The organism is Kitasatospora sp. NBC_00070, from assembly GCF_045041205.1.
In the GTDB taxonomy this organism is placed as follows: Bacteria; Actinomycetota; Actinomycetes; order Streptomycetales; family Streptomycetaceae; genus Kitasatospora.
In genome coordinates this window covers 1,325,054-1,348,315 of record NZ_CP108247.1, presented here as the reverse complement: position 1 = coordinate 1,348,315, position 23,262 = coordinate 1,325,054, and the positions used below count along the sequence as shown (strand labels likewise).

The 23,262-nt window shown below is 74.1% G+C and carries 22 protein-coding genes and 3 tRNA genes; 9 read left to right on the top strand and 16 right to left on the bottom strand.

The annotated features are described in order from the left end of the window. Positions 1-44 precede the first annotated feature (44 nt). On the bottom strand, positions 45-2,408 hold the full coding sequence (locus OHV05_RS06385) for a S8 family serine peptidase (RefSeq protein WP_405016766.1): 2,364 nt from the start codon (positions 2,406-2,408) through the stop codon (positions 45-47). 283 nt (positions 2,409-2,691) lie between these two features. On the opposite strand from OHV05_RS06385, the gene OHV05_RS06380 reads away from it, so the two are divergent. Further along, a complete protein-coding gene (locus OHV05_RS06380; RefSeq protein ID WP_405016765.1) occupies positions 2,692-3,393 on the top strand; it encodes a BTAD domain-containing putative transcriptional regulator in 702 nt (233 codons plus the stop codon). A gap of 40 nt (positions 3,394-3,433) precedes the next feature. Here OHV05_RS06380 and OHV05_RS06375 read toward each other — a convergent pair whose 3' ends face one another. Further along, entirely contained in the window at positions 3,434-4,003 is a 570-nt protein-coding gene (locus tag OHV05_RS06375) for an NUDIX domain-containing protein (RefSeq protein ID WP_403041220.1), read from the bottom strand. 80 nt (positions 4,004-4,083) lie between these two features. Between OHV05_RS06375 and OHV05_RS06370 the strand changes: the two genes are divergently transcribed. Together OHV05_RS06370 and OHV05_RS06365 are read left to right on the top strand one after the other, a co-directional pair. After that, positions 4,084-4,317, top strand: a complete 234-nt coding sequence (locus tag OHV05_RS06370; protein ID WP_405016764.1) for a helix-turn-helix transcriptional regulator — start codon at positions 4,084-4,086, stop codon at positions 4,315-4,317. A gap of 33 nt (positions 4,318-4,350) precedes the next feature. After that, a complete protein-coding gene (locus tag OHV05_RS06365) occupies positions 4,351-5,166 on the top strand; it encodes a hypothetical protein (RefSeq protein ID WP_405016763.1) in 816 nt (271 codons plus the stop codon). Between the two features lie 20 nt (positions 5,167-5,186). Here OHV05_RS06365 and OHV05_RS06360 read toward each other — a convergent pair whose 3' ends face one another. The 3 genes from OHV05_RS06360 to OHV05_RS06350 form a co-directional block, all read right to left on the bottom strand. Beyond that, positions 5,187-5,609, bottom strand: coding sequence for a MarR family winged helix-turn-helix transcriptional regulator (locus OHV05_RS06360; RefSeq protein ID WP_405016762.1), 423 nt, complete (start codon positions 5,607-5,609; stop codon positions 5,187-5,189). A 4-nt stretch (positions 5,610-5,613) separates the two neighbouring features. Continuing rightward, the gene (locus tag OHV05_RS06355; RefSeq protein ID WP_403041216.1) at positions 5,614-6,045 is read right to left on the bottom strand and encodes an SRPBCC family protein; all 432 of its coding nucleotides are present in this window, start codon (positions 6,043-6,045) and stop codon (positions 5,614-5,616) included. Between the two features lie 74 nt (positions 6,046-6,119). Continuing rightward, on the bottom strand, positions 6,120-7,076 hold the full coding sequence (locus tag OHV05_RS06350; RefSeq protein ID WP_405016761.1) for a LysR family transcriptional regulator: 957 nt from the start codon (positions 7,074-7,076) through the stop codon (positions 6,120-6,122). 215 nt (positions 7,077-7,291) lie between these two features. Between OHV05_RS06350 and snpA the strand changes: the two genes are divergently transcribed. After that, positions 7,292-7,924 carry a snapalysin gene (gene snpA, locus OHV05_RS06345; protein WP_405016760.1) on the top strand — a complete coding sequence of 211 codons (633 nt, stop codon included), beginning with the start codon at positions 7,292-7,294 and terminating at the stop codon, positions 7,922-7,924. Between the two features lie 63 nt (positions 7,925-7,987). Here snpA and OHV05_RS06340 read toward each other — a convergent pair whose 3' ends face one another. Further along, positions 7,988-10,345 (bottom strand): SpoIIE family protein phosphatase, encoded by a 2,358-nt coding sequence (locus OHV05_RS06340; protein ID WP_405016759.1) that lies wholly within the window; start codon positions 10,343-10,345, stop codon positions 7,988-7,990. 69 nt (positions 10,346-10,414) lie between these two features. Then, a complete protein-coding gene (locus OHV05_RS06335) occupies positions 10,415-11,242 on the bottom strand; it encodes an SDR family oxidoreductase (protein ID WP_405016758.1) in 828 nt (275 codons plus the stop codon). Positions 11,243-11,490: 248 nt separating this feature from the next. Between OHV05_RS06335 and OHV05_RS06330 the strand changes: the two genes are divergently transcribed. Then, a complete protein-coding gene (locus OHV05_RS06330; RefSeq protein WP_405016757.1) occupies positions 11,491-12,141 on the top strand; it encodes a LysE family translocator in 651 nt (216 codons plus the stop codon). 39 nt (positions 12,142-12,180) lie between these two features. Beyond that, on the top strand, positions 12,181-13,221 hold the full coding sequence (locus OHV05_RS06325; RefSeq protein ID WP_405016756.1) for a hypothetical protein: 1,041 nt from the start codon (positions 12,181-12,183) through the stop codon (positions 13,219-13,221). Here OHV05_RS06325 and OHV05_RS06320 read toward each other — a convergent pair. The 5 genes from OHV05_RS06320 to OHV05_RS06300 form a co-directional block, all read right to left on the bottom strand. Then, a complete protein-coding gene (locus OHV05_RS06320) occupies positions 13,205-13,666 on the bottom strand; it encodes a hypothetical protein (protein ID WP_405016755.1) in 462 nt (153 codons plus the stop codon). The genes OHV05_RS06325 and OHV05_RS06320 overlap by 17 nt on opposite strands. Next, positions 13,663-15,021 carry an SDR family NAD(P)-dependent oxidoreductase gene (locus tag OHV05_RS06315; protein ID WP_405016754.1) on the bottom strand — a complete coding sequence of 453 codons (1,359 nt, stop codon included), beginning with the start codon at positions 15,019-15,021 and terminating at the stop codon, positions 13,663-13,665. Before OHV05_RS06315 ends, OHV05_RS06320 begins: the two co-directional genes overlap by 4 nt. A 20-nt stretch (positions 15,022-15,041) precedes the next feature. Then, positions 15,042-15,113 (bottom strand) — tRNA-Gly (locus tag OHV05_RS06310). 8 nt (positions 15,114-15,121) lie between these two features. Continuing rightward, positions 15,122-15,197, bottom strand: a tRNA-Ala gene (locus tag OHV05_RS06305). A gap of 72 nt (positions 15,198-15,269) precedes the next feature. After that, a tRNA-Trp gene (locus tag OHV05_RS06300) sits at positions 15,270-15,345 on the bottom strand. A gap of 36 nt (positions 15,346-15,381) precedes the next feature. Between OHV05_RS06300 and OHV05_RS06295 the strand changes: the two genes are divergently transcribed. Together OHV05_RS06295 and OHV05_RS06290 are read left to right on the top strand one after the other, a co-directional pair. Next, positions 15,382-16,032, top strand: a complete 651-nt coding sequence (locus OHV05_RS06295; RefSeq protein ID WP_405016753.1) for an HAD family hydrolase — start codon at positions 15,382-15,384, stop codon at positions 16,030-16,032. A 93-nt stretch (positions 16,033-16,125) separates the two neighbouring features. Further along, positions 16,126-17,082 carry an aldo/keto reductase gene (locus OHV05_RS06290; RefSeq protein WP_405016752.1) on the top strand — a complete coding sequence of 319 codons (957 nt, stop codon included), beginning with the start codon at positions 16,126-16,128 and terminating at the stop codon, positions 17,080-17,082. Between the two features lie 48 nt (positions 17,083-17,130). On the opposite strand, the gene OHV05_RS06285 is transcribed toward OHV05_RS06290, so the two are convergent. The 4 genes from OHV05_RS06285 to OHV05_RS06270 all read right to left on the bottom strand — a co-directional run bounded on the left by OHV05_RS06285 (position 17,131) and on the right by OHV05_RS06270 (position 21,322). Then, a complete protein-coding gene (locus tag OHV05_RS06285) occupies positions 17,131-18,105 on the bottom strand; it encodes an aldo/keto reductase (protein ID WP_405016751.1) in 975 nt (324 codons plus the stop codon). 110 nt (positions 18,106-18,215) lie between these two features. Continuing rightward, positions 18,216-18,833, bottom strand: coding sequence for a GNAT family N-acetyltransferase (locus OHV05_RS06280; RefSeq protein WP_405016750.1), 618 nt, complete (start codon positions 18,831-18,833; stop codon positions 18,216-18,218). 108 nt (positions 18,834-18,941) lie between these two features. Continuing rightward, the gene (locus OHV05_RS06275) at positions 18,942-19,616 is read right to left on the bottom strand and encodes a nitroreductase family protein (RefSeq protein ID WP_405016749.1); all 675 of its coding nucleotides are present in this window, start codon (positions 19,614-19,616) and stop codon (positions 18,942-18,944) included. Between the two features lie 56 nt (positions 19,617-19,672). Continuing rightward, a complete protein-coding gene (locus tag OHV05_RS06270) occupies positions 19,673-21,322 on the bottom strand; it encodes an ABC-F family ATP-binding cassette domain-containing protein (protein WP_405016748.1) in 1,650 nt (549 codons plus the stop codon). Positions 21,323-21,603: 281 nt separating this feature from the next. Here OHV05_RS06270 and OHV05_RS06265 point away from each other — a divergent pair, with 281 nt between their 5' ends. After that, positions 21,604-23,211: an ABC-F family ATP-binding cassette domain-containing protein gene (locus OHV05_RS06265; RefSeq protein WP_405016747.1), complete on the top strand. Its 1,608-nt coding sequence runs from the start codon at positions 21,604-21,606 to the stop codon at positions 23,209-23,211. Positions 23,212-23,262: the final 51 nt, after the last annotated feature.

The window sequence follows — 23,262 nt, the reverse complement described above, 5'->3', positions numbered from 1 at the left end:
TCTCTGTCGGTGGGGGCGTCGGTGCGGGCGGGTCTCCCGGGGCGTCACATGTCGCCGAGGAACTGGTGGGTCGGCGCCAGGCTGACCGGGAGTTCGTCGCTCACGTCGATGGTGAACAGGTAGGTCACCCGGGAACGCCGCTCGTCCTCCGGGTCGAAGAAGCGGACCACCACGTCCTGGCAGTCGGAACCCATCCGGCAGTACGGGCTCTTCGCGACGCTGATCGAGTCCAGCGCGTAGAGCCGGTCCTCCGGGCCGGGGACGTGCTTGGCGGAGAGCAGGCCCTCGCTCAGCTGACTGCCGAACAGGAAGGCGTTGGTGCCCGCGTAGTTGAGCGCGCGGTCGGCCGAGCTCTGCCCGAGGTTGCGGAACTGGTAGTAGATCTTGTCCAGGAAGGCCCGGACGGTCTTGCCGAGCGAGACGTCCTCGATGGTCACCCCGCGCGCCCTGGAGTCCTCCCGGACCGCCCCGAGGACCGAGTCGATCAGCGCCGTCTCGTTCCAGGTGTAGAGGCCCCGGCTCTTCACCTCGACCACCGGCACCACCTGCCCGGAGAACAGCCGGGTGGTCCGGTCGGTCAGCACACCGGGTACCGAGACCCGGGACACGTACCCGGCCGGGTCGTGCTTCGGCCGGACCTGCCCGACAATCGCGTCCCGGAACACCCGGTAGACGGTGGAGACCGGCGGGGCGGCCAGGGTGCGCAGCATCCGGGCGAGTTCGGCCGGGCGGCCGACCGCGAGCTCCAGGGCGTCCTGGTCCAGCTCCTCGGGGGCGAGCACCGGGGTGCTCCAGTCCAGGCCGGCCGCCGGTTCGGCCTCCAGGGCGTAGATCGGGGTGCTGTCCATGGTCAGCGTCCAGGTCAGCTTGTCCGAGGCCCACGGGTTCCAGAGCAGGTAGTCGTAGAGCTGTCCGGGGTCGTACGGGTTGGGCGGGAGCTCGGTCGACTCGCCCTCCTCGGTCGGCCGGCCGGGGACGGGGGCCATCTGCTGGCGGAAGGTGTCCCGGCGGGCCTCGGTCTGGAAGTCGACCCCGATCTCCCCGATCGCGTACACCAGCGGTCGGGCCCCGCCACCGCCGCAGCCGCAGGACGGCCGGACGCCGCGGGGCACCGGATCACGGGGTGCCGGGTCGCGGGGAGCCGGGTCGGGAGGCGCAGGCGGGGGCTGGACGGCCACCGGGGCGGGCTCCGGCCGGGCGGCGGCGTCCGCGCCACCGCAGCTGCACGGTGCGGAGGCGGTGACCCCGGACCGGTCGGGTGGTTCGGGGGCGGCCACGGGGGCTTCGGCCGGGGTGGCGGGCAGGGTCTCGGTGTCCATGGTGGTGACTCCCTGGTTCGGTACGGACGGGGGCGTCCCGGTCGGGCCGGCCGCGTTCACGCCGGGCTCGGGCGGGATCGGCTGCTCCGGCCGGGGCGCCGGCCGGGCGGACAGTGCCAGGACGGTGGCCTCTGCCGGTGAACTCGGCTGCTCGACCGGGGAGTTGTCCGCCCCGGTGGAGATCAGCCGGTGGGCGGCGGCGATGTCCAGGTGGCCGACCAGCCGGCGCCGGCACGCCGGGGAGTCGTCGGGCGAGCACGGCGTGCCGGCCGCGCTTGCCAGTACCGCCCGGCCCGCCGCGCCCGGATCGGCGGCCCGCCCCTCGGCCAGCTGGGCCGCCACCAGCAGGGCGGCGGCGCCGGCCACCAGCGGGGTGGCGAAGCTGCTGCCGGTCAGCGCGGCCGTGCCACCGCCCGGGGCGGCCCCGAGCACGTCCTGCCCGGGGGCGAGCACGCCGTTGCCGGCGTACGCGGCGCCGTAGTTGTTCAGCTCCAGCGGCTCGCCACCGGGCCCGGCGGCGCCGACCGCGAGCACCGAGGGCACCGCGGCGGGCACCTGTACGAAGTCGCCGCCGTCGTTGCCCACGGCCGCGACCACCAGCACGCCGCTCTCCGCGCAGCGTCGCAGCACCCGCTCCAACACGCCCTCGGCCCGGCCGTCCTGGCTGCGCTCACCGCCACTGACGTTGATCACCTGGGCGCCCTCCTGGACCGCGCGTTCGATCGCCCGGGCCAGGTCGAGCTGGGGCACCCGGCCGTCCGCCGCGTCCGTGAACACCGGCAGCAGCAGCCCCCGGCAGCGCGGCACGACGCCGACCACCGGGCTGCCCGGCTGGCCGAACAGCAGACTGGCGACATGGGTGCCGTGCAGCGACATCGGCCCCGGACCGGCCGGTTGGCCGACCAGGGTGTCCAGGCGGGTCAGATCGGCCCCGGCGAAGCACGGGTGGTCGAGATCCACCGGGCCGTCCAGCACGGCGACGCACACCTCGGGGTCGCCGAGCCACCCGTCCCGTCCCGGCAGGTCCCGCAGGACCGCCCTGGGCAGGACCGGTCCGGCGTCCGGGGGGACTTCTGCACGGTCGGTCATGGCACCAGGGTCCGACCCGCCCGTTCGGCAACTCCGTCCGGTCGGTCGGCGCGGCGTTCCGGCCGCGTCGACGGTCCGTCACCGGCGCGTCCCGCCCGCGCTGCGCAGCCGGCCCGCCGAACCGGGCGCACCCTTGGCGGGGCGGCTCCGGGTGGCGGGTGGTACACCGGGCGCACGGCGGCGCAACGCCGACGGAACGCGGCGGCGACGCGGGCGGCACGCCGCCGAGCAGGTGCGGCCAACTCCCCGCAGCGGCACAGTGGTGGTTGTGCCGTGGAGTGGCGTGTGCCTCGATCTGCTGAGGGGCTTCGAGGTCAGCTGCGCCGGAACCAGGATTCCCCTCCCGGCGGGTGCCCAGCACCTGCTGGCCTTCCTGGCGTTACAGGGCGTCGGCGGGGCCCAGCGGATCACCGTGGCGGAACAGCTCTGGCCCGACTGCACCAGCTGGCGGGCCGCCGCCAACCTGCGCTCGGCACTCTGCCGCAGCCGCCTGCTGGGCGGCACCACCGCGATCGACAGCGTCGGCCAGCGGCTCCGGCTGGCCCCGGCCGTCCGGGTCGACCTGCACACCGCCGGGGCCGCCGCACAGCAGATCTTCGCCGGGCTCGACCCGCTGCCCGCCAGCTGCGCCGCACTGGTCGACGCCCTGAGCGGCGAGCTGCTGCCGGGCTGGACGGAGGACTGGCTGCTGCTCGAACGCGAGCGCTGGGACCAGACCCGTCTGCACGCACTGGAGGCGCTGGCCCACCAGCTGCACCGGGCCGAGCAGTACCTGGCCGCGCTGGAGACCGCCCTGACCGCCGTCTCGATCGACCCGATCCGGGAGACCGCCCACCGGATCGTGATCGAGGTCCACCTCGCGGAGGGCAACCTCGCCAGCGCCCTGCGGTGCTACCAGCAGTACCGGGGCCTGCTGCAACGCGAGCTCAACGTCGCCCCGTCGCCCCGGATGACCAGCCTGGTCAAGGACCTGATGCGGACTTAGCCCGGTCGGCAAACGGTGGGCGTCCGGGGCGACGGGGCCGTCAGTGCGCGCCGACCCGGGACTCGACGGCCAGCGCGACCAGTTCGCGCCACCAGGTCTCGCGGTGGTGGGTGAGCAGCCGCTGCGCCTCGGCCGGGTCCATCGCGCGGACCTCGACCACCTGCTCGCCGTCGTCCGGGTTGCTCGGCTCGGAGTCCACGGTGACCTCGGCCCAGCCCCAGAGCCACGCCTTCTCCGGGTGCGGCTGCCAGGGGCGGTACGGCACCGGGTGATCCGTGACGCAGCGGTGGGCGCCGATCCAGACCGGCTCGCCGAGCAGCCGGGCGCCGGCCTCCTCACGGAGCTCGCGGGCCAGGCAGCTCTCGATGCTCTCGGCCGCCTCCCGGGTGCCGCCGGGCAGGAACCAGTGCCCGCGGGCGTCCCGGCAGAGCACCACCTGGTCGCCGGAGAAGCCCACCAGGTGGATGTTGGTGATGAGTTCGTCGGGCGGCAGCGCCGCCGAGAACTGTGCGTCGATGCCGCCCCAGGCCCAGCGCTGGGGCGCGTGCAACTGCGGGAACCGGGCCGCCAGGTCCGCGAGTTCCCGTGCTCTCTCCGAGGTGTCCGTCATTCACAGATGGTAGTCCCGGTGGGGTGGGGTGTGTAAAGCACCCTTGACGCACTGTCGGGGGCGCCCCTACGTTCTCCGGTGTGCGCAACAAGGTGCGCGAGCTGCGCCGCGAACTCGGGCTTTCCCAGCAGAAGTTGGCCACCATCCTCGGGGTCTCCCGGCAGACCGTGAACGCGATCGAGACCGGCCGGTACAACCCGGCGCTGCCGTTGGCCTTCGCCCTCGCCCGGTTCTTCGGCCGGGCGGTCGAGGAGATCTTCCAGCCGGACGACCCGGCGGGCCCGGACGACCGGACGTTCGGCGGCCGGACGTAGGGTGGGCCGCACCTGCCGAACGGAGCTCCGCCGATGTCCCGTGTCCTCTACGTCACCGACCTGACCTACCCGGCCCGGGGCCGCCGCTACTGCGACGAGGACATCGCCCTGTCGGCCGCGCTGCGCGGCTCGTTCGAGCTGGCGCTCTGCCACCCGCTGGACGCGGCGGCCCTGATGGACGGCTTCGACCTGACGGTGGTCCGCAACAGCGGACCGGTGCTGCACTACCAGGAGGGCTACGACGCGTTCCGGGCCCGGGCGCTGGCGAGCGGCACCCGGGTCTTCAACCCGCTGCACGGCCGGGGCGACATGGCGGGCAAGCAGTACCTGCTCGACCTGACCGCCGCCGGCCTCCCGGTGATCCCCACCGTGGCGGACCGGGCCGACCTCGGCCGGCTGCCCGAGGTCGCCGAGTACGTCGGCAAGCCGAAGCTCGGGGCCGACTCGATAGGGCTCACGGTGCTCCCGGCCGCCGCGCTGGCCGAGCTGGAGCTGGACGGGTCGACCCTGCTGCAGCCCCGGATCGACTTCCGGTACGAGGTCTCCTTCTACTTCGTCGGCCGGGAGTTCCAGTACGCGCTGTACGCCCCGGACCCGGACGCCCGCTGGCAGCTGGAGCCGTACCGGCCGACCGCCGCCGACCTGGCGTTCGCCCGGACCTTCGTGGACTGGAACTCGCTCGACCACGGCGTGCAGCGGGTGGACGCCTGCCGGACGGCCGAAGGCGACCTGCTGCTGGTCGAGTTGGAGGACCTGAACCCCTACCTCTCGCTCGACCTGGTGGCCGGGCCGACCCGGGACGCCTTCGTCCGCGCGATGGCCGCCTCGATGAGCGACCTGCTGGGCTGAGGTGCCGTCCTGAGGTGCCGTCAGTCCTCGGGGTGGGCGAGCCGGCCGAGCAGTGCGACCGCCGTGTCCCGCGGCACCGGGCTGAAGAACTCGGTGTCGACCTGCTCGACGGCCGCGATCGCGCGCGGGGCCAGTTCGGCCCCGGCGGCGGTCACCCGGAGCCGCCTGGCCCGGCTGTCGGCCGGGTCCACCTCACGGCCGACCAGGCCCTTGGCCTCCAGGGTGCGCAGCACCTGGGAGGTCATCTTCACGTCGGTGCCCGCCTGCCGGGCCAGCGCCTGCTGACTGGGGTGCTCGCCCTGGCCGTTCAGCCACCAGGTGCAGGCGAGCAGCACGAACTGAACGTGTGTCAGGCCGAGCGGGGCCAGTGCGGCGGCGATCCCGCGCTGCCAGCGCAGGGTGGCGTGCCAGAGCAGGAAACCGGGACTCTCGGCCGGCTGCACGGGGTCAGCCCCGGGCCGCGTGCGCGACCAGCGCGGCCATCGTGTCGGGCCAGTCGGCCGTGATGCCGGGGCCGATCTCCGGGCCGACCTGGTCGGCGCCCTCGCCGCTGATCTCCATCCGGTAGACCACCTCGGTGCGACCCGCGCCGAGCGGCACCAGGCGGTGGGTGGTGCGCAGCACCAGGCCGCCGAAGCGGGCCTCGTCGGTGAAGTGCTCGCCCTCGCCGAGCTCGACCACGGTCAGCTCGATCGGGTCCTCACCCGGCGGGGTCATCGCGATGGTGGCGCCGACGGCGAACGGGCCCCGGAAGTCGATCTTCTCGATCTCGGCGTTCCACCCGCCCCAGCCGTCCACGTCGGCCCAGAGCCGCCAGATCGCCTCGGCTGCGGCGTCGGTCTCGATGCTGTGCTGGTACGTCCACATGGTGGCCTCCACGGCTTGATTGTCTATGCGAAGACTATCTGCGCGAAGACTGTTCGTCCAGGGGGGTCCGCTCGGCGGTCGGCGGGTCAGTGTGCCAGCAGCCGGGGCAGCGAGCTGTCGTTGCTGAGCAGCCAGGCCAGGTAGGAGGGGTTGGTCCCGGCCAGGTCCAGGTAGGCGGCCCGCAGATCGGCGTACAGGCCGTCGAAGGCGGGGGCGCTGAGCGCGCGGGGGCGCCAGACCAGCAGCAGCCGGACGCTGAACGGGTTGCCGTGGACCGGGCGGATCACCGTGCCGGGGCCGGGCAGCGAGGTGGGCTGGCAGGGGCGGACGGCCTCGCCCGAGGCGACCAGCTCGGCGGCGGTGGCGTTGTCCCTGACCTGGACCACCCGGGGGCTGAGCCCGGCCTCGGAGAGCACCCGGCAGAGCGCCGCGTACTCGTGGTCGGCGGTCGGGTCGACCATCCAGGCGTCGGCGGCCAGGTCCTCCAGTCGCACCACCGGCGAGCCGGCCGCCGGGTGGCTGAGCGCGAGGGCGACGAACTGCGGTTCGCGGGCGATCAGCACCCGGTGCTCGGCCTCGGCGGGCAGCCGGAGCGGGAAGCCCTCGCTCTCGTGCACCAGGGCGATGTCCAGCTGGTCGGCGGCGACCAGGTGGAGCAGGGCGTTGGCGGAGATGTCGATCCGGATGGTGGTCCGGGTGTCCGGCAGTCTGGCGTGCACCCGGCGCAGCCAGCTGGCCACCGCGCGGCTGCCGACGCTGCCGATCCGCAGCGTCATCTGCTCGGTGTCGTCGGCCTCCTGGCGGGCGGCGCTGACCAGTTCGGCCATGTCGGTGATGATCGTCCGGGCCCGGGCCAGCACGGTGTGGCCGAGCGGGGTGAGCCGGCTGCCGGTCCGCTCGCGGGTGAACAGCCGTCCGCCGAGGGCCCGTTCGATCCGGAGCAGCTGGGTGCTGACGGAGGGCTGGCTCGTGCCGAGCTGCCGGGCGGCCTTCCGGACGCTGCCGGTGTCGGCGATCGCACACAGCACACGAAGGTGTCTCACCTCGAGCTCCACAGCGGGAGCATACGGCCGACCGGGGATTCACGCCAGGGACATGTCAGAGACGCCCGGAGGGGGTATAGGGCGGCACTATCTCCGGCTGGCATCATCCGCCGGCCGGTGCCGGTGGCCGAAGCTCAGTGGCACGACAGTCCGTCCCCCACTCCCAAAACTCTTGCCCCACAGGGGTTTTGGAAGAAATGAACTGGAGTCCCCAGATGAAGCGCTCGATGCTCTCCGCCGCGGTGGCCGTCACCCTGGGCCTGTCCGCGGGCCTGCTGGCCGCACCCGTCGCGAGCGCGGCCCCCCAGCCGCAGGCGGTCGCCCAGTACACCGGATCGGCCTCCGAGCAGGCCGACGTCAAGGCCTTCCAGGAGGCCGTGATGAAGTCCGCGCTGGCCAAGCAGGCGGCCAACCCGTACCTGCTGGTGGTGGCGGTCACCTACGACGCCAGCAGCGCGCCGACCTTCCGCACCCAGATCGCCAACAGTGCCTCGATCTGGAACGGCTCGGTGCGCAACGTCCAGCTCCGGGCCGGCACCAACGCGGACTTCCGCTACTACGAGGGCAACGACTCGCGCGGCTCCTACGCCAGCACCGACGGCCACGGCCGCGGCTACATCTTCCTCGACTACCGGCAGAACCAGCAGTACAACTCGACCCGGGTGACCGCCCACGAGACCGGCCACGTGCTCGGTCTGCCGGACCACTACTCGGGCCCGTGCAGCGAGCTGATGTCGGGTGGCGGCCCCGGCACCTCCTGCACCAACCCGTACCCGAACACGACCGAGAAGAACCGGGTCAACAGCCTCTGGGCGAACGGCCTGGCCGCGGCCGTGGCCGCCCGCTGACCTGACGCACCGACAGCGGCCCGGCCCCGTACCGACGGGGCCGGGCCGCCGCCGTGCGCGGAGTCAGCCCGCCGTCCGGCGGGCCAGTAGCAGGGCGACGTCGTCGGCGCGGTGCGAGGACCGCCGGGCGTCCCGCAGCAGGTGCTCGGCCAGTGCGTCGAGCCCGGCGGCGGGGGAGTGGGCGAGGTCGGTGCGCAGCTGGTCCAGGCCCTCGTCGAGCGGGACGCCGGGCCGCTCGATCAGGCCGTCGGTGAACAGCGCCAGGATCGCGCCGACCGGCAACTCCAGGGCGGTGCCTGGGTACTCGGCGTCCGAGTCGATGCCGAGCAGCGGACCGCCGGCCAGGTCGAGCGGCTCGGTGTCGCCGCCGGGGAGGCGCAGCAGCGGCGGCACGTGGCCGGCCCGGACGGCCAGCACCCGGCCGGTGGCCGGGTCGAGGCGGAGCAGGCAGCAGCTGGCCAGCAGCCCTGGATCGAGGTCGAGCAGCAGCTGGTTGGTCCGGGTCAGCACCTCGTCCGGCGGGCTGCCGCCGGTGACGAACGCCCGGACCGCGCTGCGGAGTTGGCCCATGGTGGCGGCGGCGCCGACGTTGTGCCCCTCGACGTCCCCGATCACCAGGCAGACCCCGGCGGGCGTGCTGATCGCGTCGTACCAGTCGCCGCCGATCTCCATCCCCCGGGTGCCCGGCAGGTAGCGGGCGGCCACCGCGAGTCCGGGCACCTCCGGCAACCGGTGCGGCAGCAAGGCCTGTTGCAGCCCCCGGGCGAGGGCGAACTCGGCGTCGTACAGCCGGGCCCGCTCCAGCGCCTGGGCGATCAGGCCGCCCAGTGCGGTGAGCACCGAGCGGTCCTCGCTGGTGAACTTCCGGGGCCGGTCGAAGCCCAGGATGCAGCTGCCGACCGGCAGGCCGGAGGCGATCAGCGGCAGGAAGGCCCAGGACCGCATCTCGTCCTGGCTGATGCCCGGGTAGGCGGCGAGCAGTTCGTCCGGCGACTCGAAGAAGGCGGGCGCACCGGTGCTGAACACCTCGGTGCCCGGCAGCCGGGCCCGGATCGGGGTGCCCTCGAAGGGGGTCAGGAAGCCCTCGGGGTAGCCGGTCTGCGCGACCAGGTGCATCCGGCCCGAGCGGGCCAGGTAGAGCGCCATCTCCTGGCCGTCGAAGCCCGGCAGGATCTGGTCGATCACGCAGTCGCAGACCTCCTTGACCGTCACCGCCTCGGTCAGCGCGCTGGCCAGCTGGAGCAGGTAGTAGGTGGCCCCGAGGGTGGCGGGGGTGGCCGGCGGGGCCTCCGGCAGGGCGGTGCGGTGCGCGCCCGGCGGCCCGGCCGGGACGATCCGTACGGTCAGGCCGTGCGCGTCGGGGTAGAGCGAGAAGGCCAGCCAGTGGCCGGGCGGGCGGCAGGCCAGGAAGGCGGTGGGCTGCTGGGCGAGCATCGCGGAGCGGTACCGGTCCTCGTAGGCCGGCTCGGCCAACCACGGGAGCGCGGACCAGGGGTGATGGCCCGTCAGCTCCTCCCGGCCGAGTTCCAGCAGCAGCTCGGCGGCGTGGTTGAGGTAGCTGATCCGCCCATCCGGGTCGAGCGCCACCACCCCGTCGCGCAGCCGCTCCACCGCGGCCACCGCGGCGGTCGCGGCATCGGTGTCCACGGCGACCAGGCCGACCGTGCCCGGGCGGCCCGGCCGGCCGTGCAGGTCGAGCCAGTGCCGGCCGTCCCGCAGCCGGACCCGGAGGGTGAACGGGGCGTCCGCGGCCAGCGCGGCCAGCAGCGGCTCGACGTCCGTCGGCTCCAGGCGTTCGGTGAGGTCCTCGGCCCGGCCGCCGAAGTCGTCCGGGGTCAGGCCCAGCACGGCGAGCAGGGCCGGGTCGGCGGTGATCCGGCCGTCGGCGAGCCGCCAGTCCAGGCCACCGGCCCGGGGCGCTGGGCCGCCGGTGGTGGGCAGCGGTACCACCACCGGGCTGCCCGGTACGGCCGGCACCCGCCCGCCCAGCGCGGCGGCCAGCCGGTTGGCGGTGGCCCGCAGCTGCCGCTTGGCCCCCGGCGGCGGCACCGCCGAGCTGGGCCAGAGCACCGCCAGCACCCCGAGCGACCGCCCGTCGACGCTGATCGGCGTGCAGGCGAAGGCGTGCACGTACGGCAGCCCGACGGCCAGCCGGGGGTACCGCCGCATGGTGTCGTCGGCGTCCGCCACCTGCACCGTGCGGCCGGTCCGGTACGCCTCGGCCACCGGCAGGGGAGCGGCCACCGGGATGTGCCGGAAGGCGCTCAGCAGGTGCGGTGGGACCCCGGTGACGGTGCTCAGCACCAGCGACCGGCCGTCCGCCGAGCGCAGGTAGAGCACGCCGCCGTAGGCCGAGGTGGTGCGGACCGCACGCAGCAGCGCCTCGGCGAGCAGGGCCTCGACGGGCTCTTCCCGGCGCATGTTCTCTCTGTACGCCGCGTGACCAGGGGAGTCAACCCGAGGCCCGCCGGGGCGGGCCTCGGGCGGCGGTCAGTCGCCCAGCTCGGCGAAGGCCCTGGCGGCGGCCAGTTCGTCCCGGGCGGCCTGCTCGACCTGGTCCAGGAAGGCGTAGGCGTCCGGCCCGGCCGGGACCCGCAGCGGGGTGTCCTGCTCGGCCGCGACCAGCCGCCGGACCAGCTCGGCGAACAGCTCGGGCCGGTTCAGCCCGGGGGTGTGCTCCAGCTGCCGCATCGCCTCCCGCATGGGCTCCAGCGGCTCGGTGTAGACCGGGACCCGCCGGGCGGTCTCGGCGATGGCGGTGCCGTAGCGGGTGGCGAAGCCGCCGGGCTCGATCACCGAGACCCGGATGCCGAACGGCCCGACCTCGGCGGCCAGCGCCTGGCTCATGCCCTCCAGGGCGTACTTGCCGGTGACGTACGCGCCCAGCCCGGGGAAGGCCATCCGGCCGGCCAGCGAGGAGACGTTGACGACGTGCCCGGAGCGCTGGGCCCGGAACAGCGGCAGCACGGCCCGGACCAGCCGCCAGGGGCCGACCACCAGGGTCTCCAGCTGGTCGCGCAGCTCCTCGTCGGAGACCTCCTCGACCGCGCCGAACAGGCCGCTGCCCGCGTTGTTGACCAGCACGTCCAGCCCGCCGAGCCGGTCGGCGGCCAGCGCCACCGCCTCGTCCACCTGCGCCTGGTCGCGGATGTCCAGCGCGGCGGTGAGCACCCGGTCGGGGTGACGGCGGCTCAGCTCCGCCAGGGTGGCGGGCTTGCGGGCGGTGGCCAGGACGGTGTCGCCCGCCGCGGCGACGGCCTCCGCCAGGGCCAGGCCGAGGCCCGAGGAGCATCCGGTGATCAGCCAACGACGTGCCATGCGTGTCCCCCTGCGGTCCGAAGCGATCGGCCCACGTTCCCAGAAACCACGACCGGCCGCCGCACCGTAGGAGGGGGCGGTCGGGGTGCACGGGGGCGTGCGGGGCCCGGTGCGATGCGCCCCCGGTACGTACTTCTGCCCGGGGACGCGTGGTGGGGCGGCCGGAAAATGGGGCGAGCCGGAGCGGGGTCGGCTGCCATCATGACCGCTTCGGCAGCGGGTCGGCGTGGTGGGCGGAGGAGACGGACATGATCAGCGGTGGAGCGTTGGCGGGGATCGCCCTGGTGTCGTTCGGGATGGCGCTCACCCCGGGGCCCAATCTGATCTACCTGGTCTCCCGGTCGGTGGCCCAGGGCCGGCGGGCCGGGTTGGTCTCGCTGGCCGGGGTGGGGGTCGGCTTCACGGTCTACCTGGTCGCCGCGACGGCCGGGATCGCCACCGTCTTCGCGCTGGTGCCCGAGGTCTACCTGACCCTCAAGCTGGCCGGGGCCGGCTACCTGCTCTGGCTGTCCTGGCAGATGCTCCGGCCGGGCGGCGAATCGGTGTTCACCCCCAGGGAGTTGGCACCCGACCGGCCACGCAAGCTGTTCCTGATGGGTCTGGTCACCTGCCTGCTCAACCCCAAGATCGCCATCCTGTACATCTCGCTGCTCCCGCAGTTCGTCTCGCCCGAGCGGGGTCAGGTCGCACTGCAGAGCCTGCTGCTCGGCCTCACCCAGATCACCGTCTGCCTGCTCTGCGACGGCGCCTTCGTGCTGATGGCCGGCTCGGTCGCGGCCTTCCTGGCCCGCCGCCCGACCTGGCAGCGCCTGCACCGGTACGCGATGGGTACGTTGCTGGCCGGCTTCGCCCTGCGACTGGCCGCCGACCGTTCGAAGGCGGTGCTGGCCGCGCCGTGACCGACTGGCATGATGGCGGGCCGAAGCTGGAGGGGGATCATGGACGAGTCGACCACCCGAGGGGTGCGCTACCTGGTGGGGCTGGCCCCGGAAGCGGTCCGGCGGCAGATCTGTGCGCGGCTGCGGATCCGCCCGGAGGGGCCGGTGGGGCCGTCCTCGGCGGAGCGCTACCAGGTGCACTCGCTCAGCTACCTGGTCCGGACGGTGTCGCCCGCCGTCCGGCTCTGGATGCTCCAGCAGGACCAGCCCGAGCTGAACGAACTCCTCGGCCGGTACGGTCTGTTGCCCCTGGGCGTGACCGAGGATCTGCGCAGCGGCCTGCTGTTCGGCCCGGGCCGGGACGGGCCGGCCCCGGAGGGCCAGGTGCCGACCCGGCGCTCGGACCTCGGCGCGCCGGCAGCGGTGATCGGTCGGCTCCGGCAGGCCACCGACCGCGGGTCGCTCCGGAAGGCCAAGGCCGCTGCCCGCGAACTGCGGCGCGCCGACTGGCCGTTGGTGATGGCTGCCCACGAGGAGCAGCCGTTCCCCGGCTACGCGCGCTGGGCGCTGGCCGAACAGATCGACTGCCCGCCGGAGTTGCGGGCCGCGTTCGGAACCCACGCCAAGTTCGACCACCGGTTGCGACAGGCCGGTGTGCTCGGTGGTCCGGCGGACCTGCTGGAGCGGTCCGCCCCTGCCCTGGAGACCCTACGGCTGCTCGGCGCCGGACGGACGCTCTTCCCGACCCGGCTGGCCGAGGTGGAGGCCGTCCTCCAGCCACTGGTGGAGCGGGAGTTGGGCGGGCACGGCGAAGCCTGGGCGGTGCTCGCGCGTCTGCTGCCCGGCTTCACCGGCACCCTTCCCCAACTCGTCACCACCGCCGGAGCGACCGCCGGGCCGGCGCCCGAGCACGAGCCGGAGTACGAGGAGCTGCCGGAGCCCGAGCCGGAGCCGGCACCCAGGGCGCTGCGCTACCCCCCGGCAGTCCCGGCCTCGGTCAAGCGCAAGGTCCCGGCGCCGGCTCCGGTCGAGCCGGAGGCCGAGCCGACCGCCTGGCAGCTGCTGGGCGACCTGGTCCGCCGGATCACCGGACGGTCGTGACCGGCCTTCGGCACGTCGCCGCCGGCCCGGTCGCCGTGCCGACCCGCTGATCCGGCGTCAGGACGGGCCTGCGGTCCGGTGCACGCTGGCCACCGCCGCCACGTCGTCCGGTACGGTGGGCGGCGAGGTCGTCCAGGCGGCGGCGCACGGTGGTGGCGACGCCCTTGCCGAGTACATAGCGGGTCGGGGTGACAGCGTGCCGGGCGGCGTCCAGCAGGAGGTGCGCCTCCCGGCTACGCAGCCCGGTGTCGGCCAGCACCAGGTGCCCGCGTGGGGGCAGGGACTCCGCGACCAGGGCCGCGCCGTCCGGGCCGAGGTCCTGCTTGCAGAGGTCGAGTCGGCCGTCGGGCAGGGCGGTGCCGGTGGGGAAGTCGATCCGCTCGGTGGCGGGGCGGCCGGCCCGCAGCCAGGCGAGCAGCGGGGTCAGATCGGGTCCTGTGCTCACCAGGCCGCCTCGCGGTAGTCCTTCAGGAACACCCCGGAGAGCGGGGAGCCGGCCTCGCCCCGGACGATCGGGTCGTAGACCCGGGCCGCGCCGTCCACGATGTCGAGCGGGGTGCGGAAGCCGCGGTCGGCCAGCCGGGACTTCTTCGGGGCCGGGTTCTCGTCGGTGATCCAGCCGGTGTCCACCGCGCACATGTGCACGCCCTGGAGGGCGAGTTCGGCCGCGCTGGTCCGGGTGAGCATGTTGAGGGCGGCCTTGGCCATGTTGGTGTGCGGGTGGCCGCCGGTCTTGTTGCGGACCTCGAACCGGCCCTCGACGGCGGTGACGTTCACCACGTAGCGGTTCGGGTGCGGCGAGGCGAGCAGCAGCGGCAGCAGCCGGTCGCAGAGCAGGGCCGGGGCCAGCGAGTTGACCAGCTGGGTCTCCAGCACCTCGGCCGGGTCGAGCTCACCGAGGCGGGCGGACCAGGAGTTGGCGGGTGCGGTGTCCGGCAGCAGCCCGGCCTCGTCGGCCGACGGGGCCACCCGGCCCGGCAGTTCGGGCCCCGCCAGCTCGGTGGCGGGCCAGGCGGCGGTGAGCGCGGGCATCGGCCGGAAGCCCGGTGCGAGCGAGACCCGGCTGCCGGGCGGCAGGCTCTCGTGCTCCCCGGCTGCCAGCAGCGCGTACGCCTCCGGCGGGCGGCGCAGGGTCTGGGCGGCGTTGTTCACCAGGATGTCGAGCGGCCGTCCGTCGGCGCGCAACCGCTCGCACAGGCCGAGGACCTGGCGGGGGTCACGGAGGTCGATGCCGACCACGTCGAGCCGGTCCAGCCACTGCGCACTGCCCGGGGCGGCTTCGAAGCGGCGCAGGGTGTCGTGCGGGAAGCGGCTGGTGACGGTCAGTTCGACGCCGTCCCTGAGCATCATCAGGGCCAGCTGGAAGCCGATCTTCACCCGGCCGCCGGTGAGCAGCGCGCGGCGGCCGCGCAGGTCGGTGCTGAGGCCGCGCCGGGCGGTGTTGTCGGCGGCACAGTCCGGGCAGAGCCGGTGGTAGAAGCCGTCCACCTGGCGGTAGGCGGACTTGCAGACGTAGCAGTGCTGGGCGCGCCGGAGTTCGCCGAGCGGGGCGGCGGCCGGGGTGGTCGGCAGGGGCGCGTCCTCACGGCGGGTCAGACCACCGGTGGCGGTGCTGCCGATCAGCACGGCGTCCCCCGCGAGGCCCGCCCGACGGCGGCGTTTGCGGCCGTCCCGGACGAAGGACTCGCTGCTGTGCTCGGCCCGCAGGCGCACCGGATGGTCGAAGGGCAGCCGACGCAGTCGTCCGAGCGTCAGCTCGAACGCGGCCAGTTCCTGCTGCGTCAACTCGTCCTGCGGCACTGCTCTCTCCCGCTTCTCGGTGGTCCCGGCCGGATTCGAACCGGCGTACCCGCTTTGGCAAAGCGGCGCGCCTGCCTCTGCGCTACGGGACCGTGGGTGCTGCCCGGGGGCCGGATTCGAACCGGCGTGAACCACCATGCGGTAGTGGCGCGCCTGCCTCTGCGCTACGCCCGGACAGCTGCCGACGATCTTAGACCAACCGGCACATGGAGGGCGGTCGGGTTTGTCCGGGAGGGTGGTCGAGGGGCTGCCCGGGGGGCCGGATTCGAACCGGCGTGTGTTGGTTTTGGAGACCATGCGCCTGCCTCTGCGCTACGCCCGGGCAGCTGGGGCGATCGTAGCCGGTCCTATGCTGCGGAGATGATCAAGCCGATAGAACTGGTGATATTCGACTGCGACGGCGTGCTGGTGGACACCGAGCGGATCGCGCTCCGACTGCAGGTCGAGCTCGGCGCCGAACTCGGCTGGCCGCTCGGTGAGGAGGAGGTGATCGACCGCTTCATCGGCCGGTCCAGCGCCTCCATCAAGGAGCAGATCGCCGAACGGCTCGGCGCACCGACGGCGGCCCTCTGGTGGGACCAGCTGATCGAGCGTCACCGGGTGGCGGTGGACGCCGGGATCACCGCCGTGGACGGCCTGCCCGAGGCGCTCGCCGCGATCACCCTGCCGACCTGCGTCGCGTCCAGCGGCTCGCACGAGAAGATGCGTCACACCCTCGGCCGCACCGGCCTGTACGAGCACTTCGCGGGCCGGATCTTCAGCGCCTCGGAGGTGGCCCGGGGCAAGCCCGACCCGGACCTCTTCCTGCTCGCCGCCGAGCGGATGGGCGTCGACCCGGCCGCCTGTGCGGTGGTCGAGGACAGCAACCCCGGTGTCCGGGCGGCCCGGGCGGCCGGGATGCGGGCGTTCGGCTACGCGGGCGGACCGACCCGTGCCGAGCGGCTCGAAGGCCCGGGGACGGTGGTCTTCCACGACATGCGTGCGCTGCCCGGGCTGCTCGCGGCTCACTAGGCGACCGGCGGGGCGAGGTTGACTTGGAGTGCACTCCAGGAGGCAGGCTGGTCCCCGCGCGATCGGTTCACCGGATCTGAAGGAGTGACAACTGTGCGGACCACCAAGCTCGGCGTCGACGGCCCCGAGGTCGGCGTGATCGGCCTCGGCTGCATGGGGATGACCTGGGCGTACGACCCGAACGGGCGCGACGACGTGGCCTCGGTCGAGGTGCTGCGGTCGGCGCTCGACCTCGGGGTGACGCTGATCGACACGGCGGACGTCTACGGTCCGTTCGACAACGAGGAGTTGGTCGGCACCGGTCTGGCCGGCGGGTACCGCGAGCGGGCGGTGCTGGCCACCAAGGTCGGCCTGGTCCGGGGCACCGACGGAGCCAGGGTCGGCAACGAGGGGCGGCCGGAGCACGTGCGGCGGTCGATCGACGAGAGCCTGCGCCGGCTGGGCACCGACTACGTGGACCTGTACCAGCTGCACCGGGTCGACCCGGCGGTACCGGTGGAGGAGACCTGGGGGGCCATGGCGGAGGCCGTAGCGGCGGGCAAGGTGCGCCGACTCGGGCTCTCCGAGGTGACGGTGGAGCAGATCCAACGGGCCGCGGCGGTGCACCCGGTGGCCTCGGTGCAGTCGGAGCTCTCGCTCTGGACCAGGGACGCGCTGGCCGAGGTGGTGCCGTACACCGAGGCGAACGGGATCGCGTTCCTGCCGTTCTCGCCGCTCGGCCGGGGCTTCCTGGCCGGCCGGTTCGGCTCGGCCGCCGACCTCCCGGCGGACGACTGGCGCTCCACCCTGCCGCGCTTCCAGGAGGACGCGTTGGCGGCCAACCAGGTCCTGGTGGACACCGTCCGCCGGATCGCCGACGGGTACGGCGCGACCCCGGCGCAGGTCGCGCTGGCCTGGGTGGTCGCCCAGGGGCGGTACGTGGTGCCGATCCCGGGGACCAAGACGCCCAAGTACCTGGCGGACAACGCCGGTGCGGCCGACCTCACGCTGTCGGCCGCCGACCTCGCGGAGCTGGACGCGCTGCCCGCCCCGGTCGGCGACCGGTACTGACCGCACGGCCGGGCCCGGGGGAGACCCCGGGCCCGGGCCCGGGCCGGATCAGGCCCAGGGCAGGGCGGCCCGGGTGCGCCAGTACGCCTCGGCGGGCTCGGCCAGACCGGCCAGCGCGGCCAGCCGATCGGGGTCGAGGGCCGGGGCGGTGAGGTTGGAGGCCAACTGCCCGGTGGTGGCCGCGCCCGAGAGCACGACGTCCGCCCAGGGCTGGGCGGCGGCCGCCGCCAGGGCGAGGGCGTCGCAGGAGGCGCCGGTCCCGGCGGCGAGGGTGCGCAGGGCGTCGGCGGCGTTCCGGTCGGCCAGCCGGCCGTTGGCCATGCCCTCCTTGACCACCACGAACCAGCCCGCCGCGTGCGCCTCGGCCAGCGCCGGCCCGGCGGACGGCTCCAGCACGTTCCAGGTGGACTGCACGGCGGCGAACACCGGGCGGCCGGCCACCGTCACGGCCAGGGCGGCCCGGATCGCCTCGGCCTGCGCGGGTCCGCTGGTGGAGAGGCCGACCCGGACGCCCTGGTCGGTCAGCGCGGCCAGCCGCTCGTGCAGGGCGGGGTCGGTGAGGGCCGGGCTGTCCGGGGTGACCGAGTGCACCAGGTAGACGTTCAGCCGGTCACCCAACAGGGCCCGGGTCTCGGCGAGTTGACGGTCGAACACCGCCACCGAGTGCTCCTTGACCTCGTGCACCGGCACCCCGGAGGTCCGCCAGTCGGCGGTGTAGGTGTAGCCCCACTTGCTGCCCACCAGCACGTCGTCGGCCGCCGGGTGGGCGGCCAGCCACTCGCCGACGAACTCCTCGGCCCGGCCGTACGACCTGGCGGCGTCGAAGTACCGCACGCCGGCGGCGTACGCGGCGTCCAGCAGGCCGTGGGTGCGCTCCCGCAGCGCGGCCACGGTGCGCTCGGCAGGCAGGTCGAGGTCGCGGCCGAGCGTGATGTAGCCGGGCCGGCCGACCGCGGCCGTGCCCAGGCCGAACCGTCCGGGCGACGGGCTGACGGTGGGTCCGGTGGCGGGCGTGGTCGGCACGGTGGGGGTCCTCTCGACGGGGCGGGACAGGGGTGACGGCGGCACGTCAGCCCTGTCCGCACCCTATGCCACGGACCGCCGCTGACCTGGGCCGGGACGGCGGCGGCCGGTCAGGCGGTCCGGACCCAGATCAGCTTGCGGCCGGTCTCGGCGGGGGCGGTCGGGGTGTAGTCGATCACCCGGTCGAGCCGGTAGCCGAGTCGCTGCGGGACGGCGGCGCTGAGCTGGTTGCCCTCGTCGCAGCGGATCTCCACCCGGGTGATGCCGGGCAGCGCGAGGGCGACCTCGGTCAGCCGGGCGGCCGCGGCGGTGGCGATGCCCCGGCGGGTGTGGCCGGCGGAGACCCAGTAGCCGATCTCCAGCGCACCCGGGCCGATCCGGCCGTGCAGGCCGAACGCGCCCACCACGCTGCCGGGTTGCCCGTCCAGGCCGGCCAGGTACATGAAGTCGGTGCCCTCGTCCCAGGCGGTCACCCCGGCCTGGGCGAGGTCTCTGGAGAGTTCGGGGGTGGGGGCCTCGGCGGCCCACGCCATCCACGGCCGCAGGTGGTCCAGGTTGGCGACCACCGCCTCGTTCAGCGGATCGGCGTCGGCCAGGGCCCGGCGGCGCAGGGACACCCCGCCGGTCAGGGCGATCAGCTCGGGCGGACGGCCGGAGGTGACGGCGGTGACCTCGGAAGCGGTGGCGGCCTCGGGGCCGGTGGCGGGCTCGTGGGTGGTCTCGCTCATGCGCGGATTATCCCCTCCGTGCCACGCCCCCGACCAGGTATTTTCTCGCTCAGCGGAGACCGCTTCCGGATAACCGGACGGTCGGTACGGGACGGGTCGGACGGCGGGTCAGAGTCGGACCAGCACGTCGTCCAGCGGCTTGCGGTGCAGGTCGGGCACCAGGGTCCCGTCCGCCGGGTAGCCGACCGGGATGACGTACGCGGCCCGCTCCTCGCTCGGCCGCTCGCAGACCTCGTTCAGGAAGCGCATCGGGCTGGGCGTGTGCGTCAGGGTGGCCAGACCGGCCTGGTGCAGGGAGGCGAGCAGGAAGCCGACCGCGATGCCGACCGACTCCTTGGTGTAGTAGGGGCGCGGCGAGTCCGGCCCCTTGTGCACCTCGAAGACCACGATCACGGCCGGGGCGTCCTCCAGGAACGGCTTCTGCCAGTCCGTCCCGATCGGGGCCAGCGCGGCCAGCCACTCTTCCGAGGCCCGGTGCGCGTAGAACTCGCGCTCCTCGGCCTCGGCCGCCTCGCGCAGCCGCCGCTTGCGCTCCGGATCGGTGATGACCACGAACCGCCAGGGCTGGACGTGCGCCCCGCTGGGGGCGGTCGAGGCGGTCCGGATCGCCCAGTCGATCACCCCGTCCGGGACCGGGCGGGTCGAGTAGTCGCGGACGGTCCGGCGCAGGGCCATCACGTCGTGGAAGGACCTGCTGCGGGTCTCCGCCTCGTGGGTGGGGACCGTCATCGGGCGGAGCGGCACGGTGGGGTAGGTGGCCGCTGGCGCTGTGCTGTCAACCATGGGCGACAGCACAGCACATGACGGTGCCTCAGCGGAAGGTCTGGACCACGTATCCGTCAGACCCGGCCCTGGAGTTCCTGGACCCGGCCGCCCACGACCTCCAGGCGGCGGTTGACCGTCACCGCCTCCAGCATCCGGCGGTCGTGGGTGACCAGCAGCAGGGTGCCGGTGTAGGAGGCGAGCGCGGACTCCAACTGCTCGATGGCGGGCAGGTCGAGGTGGTTGGTCGGCTCGTCCAGCACCAGCAGGTTCACCCCGCGCCCCTGGAGCAGGGCCAGGGCGGCCCTGGTGCGCTCGCCGGGGGAGAGGGTGTGGGCCGGGCGCAGCACGTGGGCCGCCTTGAGGCCGAACTTGGCCAGCAGGGTGCGGCCCTCCTCCGGCGCGAGGTCGGGCACCGCGGCCTGGAAGGCGTCCAGCAGCGGCTCCTCGCCGAAGAACAGCCCGCGCGCCTGGTCGACCTCGCCGACCAGCACGCCGGAGCCCAGGGTGGCGCTGCCGTCGGTGAGTTCGAGCCGGCCGAGCAGGGCGGCCAGCAGGGTGGACTTGCCCGCGCCGTTGGCGCCGGTGATCGCCACCCGGTCCGCCCAGTCGATCTGGAGGTCGACCGGGCCGAACGAGAAGGCGCCGAGCTCGGCCTTCGCCCCGCGCAGGGTGGCCACCACCGAGCCGGAACGCGGCGCGGCGGCGATCTCCATCCGCAGGTCCCACTCCTTGCGCGGCTCCTCGACCACGTCCAGGCGCTCGATCATGCGCTGGGTCTGCCGGGCCTTGGCGGCCTGCTTCTCGCTGGACTCGGCGCGGGTCGCGCGGCCGATCTTGTCGTTGTCGCTGGACTTCCGGCGGGCGTTGCGGACGCCGCTCTCCATCCAGCCCCGCTGCATCCGGGCCCTGGCCTCGAGCCCGGCCTTGGTGTCGGCGAACTCCTCGTACTCCTCGCGCGCGTGCCGACGGGCCACCGCGCGCTCCTCCAGGTACGCGTCGTAGCCGCCGCCGAAGTGGTTCACCTGCTGCTGGGCGAGGTCCAGCTCCAGCACCCTGGTCACCGTGCGGGTGAGGAACTCGCGGTCGTGGCTGATCAGCACGGTGCCCGCGCGCAGGCCCTTGACGAAGGACTCCAGCCGCTCCAGGCCGTCCAGGTCCAGGTCGTTGGTCGGCTCGTCGAGCAGGAAGACGTCGTAGCGGGAGAGCAGCAGCGAGGCCAGCCCGGCGCGGGCCGCCTGGCCGCCGGAGAGCGCGGTCATCGGCAGGTCCAGGCTCACCTTCAGCCCGAGCGAGCCGGCCACCTCCTCGGCGCGCTCCTCCAGGTCCGCGCCGCCGAGGTCGAGCCAGCGGTCGAGGCCGGTCGCGTACGCGTCGTCGGCGCCCGGGCGGCCCTCGACCAGGCCCTCGGTGGCCTCGTCCAGCGCGGCCTGGGCGGCGGCCACCCCGGTGCGCCGGGCCAGGAAGTCGCGGACCGACTCGCCGGGGCGGCGCTCCGGCTCCTGCGGCAGGTGCCCGACGTTGGCGCTCGGCGGGCTGAGCTTGAGCGAACCGCTCTCGGGGGTGCTCAGACCGGCCATCAACCGGAGCAGGGTCGACTTGCCCGCCCCGTTGGCCCCGACCAGGCCGACCACGTCGCCGGGGGCGACGACCAGGTCCAGGCCGGAGAAGAGGATGCGGTCGCCGTGGCCGGCGCTGAGGTCCTTGACTACGAGAGTGGCGCTCATGATGCCCCGATCCTATCGGGCCCGCCGGAAAACCCTTTGCGGCCGTCCCGGCCCCGGCCTACCGTGGATCCCGCACCGCAAGAGATCCGAAGACTGGAGAAGGCCGTTGCTCTACTGAGGTCCTGAGACACCGCTCACCCGCTGACATCCTTCGCGGGCGTGCGTGCGTTGACCTCGGTGGCGAGCCCCCTTCTCGTGGTGCCCTCCCCCTCCTCCGCAGCGCAGCGGTGTCTCCCCGTGCTCGTTCCCCACCACGGCGACCACATTTCGGGAGGCCATCCATGGCACAACCCAGTTCCTCCATCCGCTGCACCGACCTCGGCTTCGAGTGGCCGGACGGCCGCAGCGTGCTGCACGACTTCCAACTGGTGGTCGGCCCCGGCCGCACCGGTCTGATCGGCCTGAACGGGGCGGGCAAGTCCACCCTGCTCCGGCTGCTCGCCGGGGAGCTCACCCCGACCTCCGGAAGCATCCGGATCGGTGGCGAACTCGGCTACCTGCCACAGGACTTGACCCTGGACACCGCCCAGCGGGTGGACCAGGCGCTCGGGATCGCGGCGGCCCGCCGGGCCCTGCACGCGATCGAGTCCGGGGACACCGACGAGCGGCACTTCACCGCCATCGGCGAGGACTGGGACGTCGAGGAGCGCGCGACGGCCACCCTGGCCAAGCTCGGCCTCGGCCGGCTCGATCTGGACCGGACGGTTGGCGGGCTCTCCGGCGGCGAGGCGGTGCTGCTGCACCTGGCCGCCCTGCTGCTGCGCCGGCCGGACGTGCTGCTGCTCGACGAGCCGACCAACAACCTGGACCGGCGGGCCCGTTCACTGCTGTACGAGGCGGTGGCCGGCTGGCCCGGGGTGATGGTGATCGTCAGCCACGACCGCGAGCTGCTCGCCCACGTCGACCAGATCGCCGACCTGCGGGACGGCACGGTCACCTGGTACGGCGGCAACTTCGCCGACTACGAGCGCACCGTGGCAGCCCAGCAGGAGACCGCCGAACGGCTGGTCAGGGCGGCCGAGTCCGACGTCCATCGGCAGCAGCGGGACCTGGCGGACGCCCGGATCCGGCTGGACCGGAGCGCCAGCTACGGCAAGCGGAAGTCGATCCAGCGCAACGACCCGAAGATCCTCGCGGGCGCCTTCAAGCGCCGGGCCGAGGAGACGGCGGGCCGGTTGAAGGGCATGCACACCGAGCGCCTGAACGAGGCCAAGGAGCGGCTGACCGCCGCCGAGGAGGCGGTCAGGGACGACGCCGAGATCCGGATCGACCTGCCCAGGACGGCCGTGCCCGAGGGCCGGACGGTGCTCAGCCTGGACCACGTCCGGCTCGCGTACGGCAACCGGGTCAGCCTGGAGGTCCGGGGCCCCGAGCGGATCGCGCTGGTCGGGCGGAACGGGGCCGGCAAGTCCACCCTGCTGCGTACCATCACCGGTGAACTCCGGGCAGTGGAGGGTGAGTTGTCGGTACCTGTGCCGGTCCGTCACCTGCCGCAGCGGCTGGACCTGCTGGACGACCAGCTGTCGGTGGTGGGCAACGTCAAGCGGTACGCGCCGGGGGCCGGGGACAACGCGATCCGGGCCCGGCTGGCCCGGTTCCAGTTCCGCGGCGGCCGGGCCGACCAGCGGGCCGGCACGCTCTCCGGCGGTGAGCGGTTCCGGGCCAGTCTGGCCGCCCTGCTGCTGGCCGACCCGCCGCCGCAGTTGCTGCTGCTGGACGAGCCGACCAACAACCTGGACCTGGCCAGCGTGCGCCAGCTCACCCAGGCGCTGGCCGGGTACCGGGGCGCGCTGGTGGTGGCCAGCCACGACCTGCCGTTCCTGCGCGGGATCGGCATCACCCGCTGGCTCGAACTCGACGGTGAGCTGCGGCCGGTCGAGCCGATGTGAGCCGAGGCGAGCCGTTGGCGGGTCGGGTGACGGGATTCGCCGGAGGGGTAC

What these genes read in the sequence shown, in the direction of transcription:
- snpA (WP_405016760.1), top strand. Translation starts at nt 7,292, where the DNA reads ATGAAGCGCTCGATGCTCTCCGCCGCGGTGGCCGTCACCCTGGGCCTG.
- OHV05_RS06375 (WP_403041220.1), bottom strand. Translation starts at nt 4,003, where the DNA reads ATGACGGACACCTCGGAGAGAGCACGGGAACTCGCGGACCTGGCGGCC.
- OHV05_RS06335 (WP_405016758.1), bottom strand. Translation starts at nt 11,242, where the DNA reads ATGGCACGTCGTTGGCTGATCACCGGATGCTCCTCGGGCCTCGGCCTG.
- OHV05_RS06340 (WP_405016759.1), bottom strand. Translation starts at nt 10,345, where the DNA reads ATGCGCCGGGAAGAGCCCGTCGAGGCCCTGCTCGCCGAGGCGCTGCTG.
- OHV05_RS06275 (WP_405016749.1), bottom strand. Translation starts at nt 19,616, where the DNA reads ATGGTTGACAGCACAGCGCCAGCGGCCACCTACCCCACCGTGCCGCTC.
- OHV05_RS06325 (WP_405016756.1), top strand. Translation starts at nt 12,181, where the DNA reads ATGGACGAGTCGACCACCCGAGGGGTGCGCTACCTGGTGGGGCTGGCC.
- OHV05_RS06385 (WP_405016766.1), bottom strand. Translation starts at nt 2,408, where the DNA reads ATGACCGACCGTGCAGAAGTCCCCCCGGACGCCGGACCGGTCCTGCCC.
- OHV05_RS06265 (WP_405016747.1), top strand. Translation starts at nt 21,604, where the DNA reads ATGGCACAACCCAGTTCCTCCATCCGCTGCACCGACCTCGGCTTCGAG.
- OHV05_RS06295 (WP_405016753.1), top strand. Translation starts at nt 15,382, where the DNA reads ATGATCAAGCCGATAGAACTGGTGATATTCGACTGCGACGGCGTGCTG.
- OHV05_RS06330 (WP_405016757.1), top strand. Translation starts at nt 11,491, where the DNA reads ATGATCAGCGGTGGAGCGTTGGCGGGGATCGCCCTGGTGTCGTTCGGG.
- OHV05_RS06365 (WP_405016763.1), top strand. Translation starts at nt 4,351, where the DNA reads ATGTCCCGTGTCCTCTACGTCACCGACCTGACCTACCCGGCCCGGGGC.
- OHV05_RS06280 (WP_405016750.1), bottom strand. Translation starts at nt 18,833, where the DNA reads ATGAGCGAGACCACCCACGAGCCCGCCACCGGCCCCGAGGCCGCCACC.
- OHV05_RS06270 (WP_405016748.1), bottom strand. Translation starts at nt 21,322, where the DNA reads ATGAGCGCCACTCTCGTAGTCAAGGACCTCAGCGCCGGCCACGGCGAC.